Source organism: Bacillus sp. MUM 116 (genome assembly GCF_001866655.1).
Taxonomy (GTDB): domain Bacteria; phylum Bacillota; class Bacilli; order Bacillales; family Cytobacillaceae; genus Neobacillus.
Window position 1 is genome coordinate 1 of record NZ_MLYR01000203.1, and the last position, 2,358, is coordinate 2,358.

3 protein-coding genes are annotated in these 2,358 nt (G+C 34.8%); 2 read left to right on the plus strand and 1 reads right to left on the minus strand.

From position 1 onward, the window contains the following. Positions 1-184 precede the first annotated feature (184 nt). Positions 185-622, plus strand: a complete 438-nt coding sequence (gene perR / locus BIV60_RS27950) for a peroxide-responsive transcriptional repressor PerR (RefSeq protein WP_071358919.1) — start codon at positions 185-187, stop codon at positions 620-622. A 136-nt stretch (positions 623-758) separates the two neighbouring features. On the opposite strand, the gene BIV60_RS27955 is transcribed toward perR, so the two are convergent. Next, positions 759-1,112 carry a YgzB family protein gene (locus tag BIV60_RS27955; RefSeq protein WP_071358920.1) on the minus strand — a complete coding sequence of 118 codons (354 nt, stop codon included), beginning with the start codon at positions 1,110-1,112 and terminating at the stop codon, positions 759-761. Between the two features lie 151 nt (positions 1,113-1,263). Here BIV60_RS27955 and BIV60_RS27960 point away from each other — a divergent pair, with 151 nt between their 5' ends. Next, the gene (locus BIV60_RS27960) at positions 1,264-2,139 is read left to right on the plus strand and encodes a nucleotidyltransferase-like protein (RefSeq protein WP_071358921.1); all 876 of its coding nucleotides are present in this window, start codon (positions 1,264-1,266) and stop codon (positions 2,137-2,139) included. Positions 2,140-2,358 lie beyond the last annotated feature (219 nt).

Sequence of the window (2,358 nt, forward strand, 5' to 3'; positions counted from 1 at the left end):
AAGCGGAAGCGCCTTGGTCAGCCCCGACAAGCGCTTGAGCTGAACAATTCTCAAAGCAGAAAATTTACTCCTTACCCCTAAAGTTCGGCTGTTTGTGATATAACAATATTGACAAAAGTATGAATTAATTAGTAAACTAATTATAATAATTGTAATCTAATAATATTTTTTAGAAAAGAGGTGCATGGCGATGAACCAGTTAAAAGAAGCGTTGGATACCTTGAAGGAAACTGGAGTTAGAATAACTCCGCAACGTCATGCGATACTTGAATATTTAATAAACTCGATGTCACATCCTACTGCAGATGAAATTTATAAAGCCTTGGAAGGGAAATTCCCTAATATGAGTGTGGCAACCGTTTACAATAATTTACGAGTATTTCGTGAAGTGGGCCTTGTCAACGAATTAACATATGGTGATGCCTCAAGTCGATTTGATTTTATTACTACGCAGCATTACCATGTTATTTGTGAAAGCTGCGGGAAAATCGTTGACTTTCACTATCCTGGTCTAGATGAAGTGGAACATTTGGCTTCACACGTTACAGGATTTAAAGTAGAATATCATCGGATGGAAATTTACGGAACCTGTCCGGAGTGTTCCAGTAAAGAAGTTCATTAATAAGCAAAAGAACTAATTCAATGGAATTGGTTCTTTTTTGTAGTATAAGGATTTATAAATTGCTTTTTAGAATGGTCCAGCTCCTGCGCTTTTCTTATGAAAAAAGGGCGTCCTTTTAAGTTTGGACACCCTTCGTTTATTTTTGTGACTTTTTCCTATTATAGGATTCGTCGAATTCTTTTCCTTCGAGATTTTGGTCAAGGGTTAACGGTTCACGGCAATGCATGCACATATCCACCCGGCCGAGCATTTTAGTCGGTTTACCGCAGCTAGGGCACTTGACTTGTATGGTTTTCGTTGATAACATTCCAATCCAAAAATAAACAACGGTGCTTGCGATAATAAAAAGGAGACCTAAAAGCATAAAGATGGTCATAATAAGTGGAGAAGTTCGAAAATAAATGCCTCCGTACATTACAATAAAACCTATAAAAATTAACGATAAAGCAAAAGTTCTTATTTTATTTATTTTACTTGAATATTTAGCCATATTACCCCTCCTATTGAAACTATACCATAATTATGAAAATAGAAAAATTGCTTCGGGGAAGAAATGTCGAAATTTGTCTCAAATTTTAGAAGGAGTTTTCTCGTTATTGTCGAAAATATTATGCTACCTGGGAAAAATGGAGGAATTAAGAATGGAAGATATCCTTCGTCCGATTTACCAAGAAAGGGCAAGCCAAGCCAATACACTTGGGGTTTTGATGGTGGAGAAAAAACAAAAATCAAGCCATACAACGGACTCATTTGATGATATTCTTTTGATTATTGTAAAAGAGGCAGAAAAGCCGATACTCATAAAGCATTATACGTATCATGACAAAAAAGCGGCGATGCATATTATTGTAGAGGACTTATTAAAGGAATGGATCTTGCTTGGTTCAAATCGGAAAATTTTCGAGTGGATTGATGATGCCCGAATTTTATTTGACCGAAATGAATACGTAGAGAATTTAAAAAAAGAACTGCGGGAATTTCCTTTTTACGGCAGAAAAATTAAAATGGGGCTGGAGTTTGCAAAGTTAATCCGCCGCTATGTAGACGGAAAAGCTTTATTTGAAAATCAACTATATCTAGATGCTTATAATTATGTTGTTCACTCCTTGCACCATTTAGCAAGATTAGCTGTCATTGAAAATGGACTTCATCCGGAACTAACGGTTTGGCATCAAGTAAAACAAATTGAACCGGAGATCTTTAAGCTCTATGAAGAACTTGTTAATAGTGAAGAGACTCTTGAAAAAAGATTAGAGTTACTGTTTCTTGCCAGTGAGTTTATGATTCATTCCCGAACAAAAATCGGCTCAGCTCATTTATTGGATATTCTTAGTGAGAAGGAATATTGGTCATTTAATGAAATTATGAATGAAAAAGAGCTAGTCCCTTATTCGGTAGATATGGCAGTACTGCTTGAATATCTGATTGAAAAACATTTAGTAGAAGTAGTGAATCTTGAAACAAAAGGTTCAGGTATTTTTCATCGATGTTATCGAGTAAATAAAAAAATATCATAAAAAAACAAAAAACATATTGACCTTTTTCTTTATACTTGATATATTAATAACCGTCGCTGCGAAATGATTATTAAAAACTTTCGTGAGTGACGGTTGAAAAAAGGTGTTGACATTATCGATAACACCGTGTTATATTAATAAAGTCGCTTCTGAGCGATTAAAAAAGAATTGCTAATGAATATGTCTTGTTCTTTGAAAACTAAACAAACAAAAACGTCA

Excerpts from the sequence above, each read along its gene's own strand:
- perR (WP_071358919.1), top strand. The coding sequence starts at position 185 with ATGGCGATGAACCAGTTAAAAGAAGCGTTGGATACCTTGAAGGAAACT.
- BIV60_RS27960 (WP_071358921.1), top strand. The coding sequence starts at position 1,264 with ATGGAAGATATCCTTCGTCCGATTTACCAAGAAAGGGCAAGCCAAGCC.
- BIV60_RS27955 (WP_071358920.1), bottom strand. The coding sequence starts at position 1,112 with ATGGCTAAATATTCAAGTAAAATAAATAAAATAAGAACTTTTGCTTTA.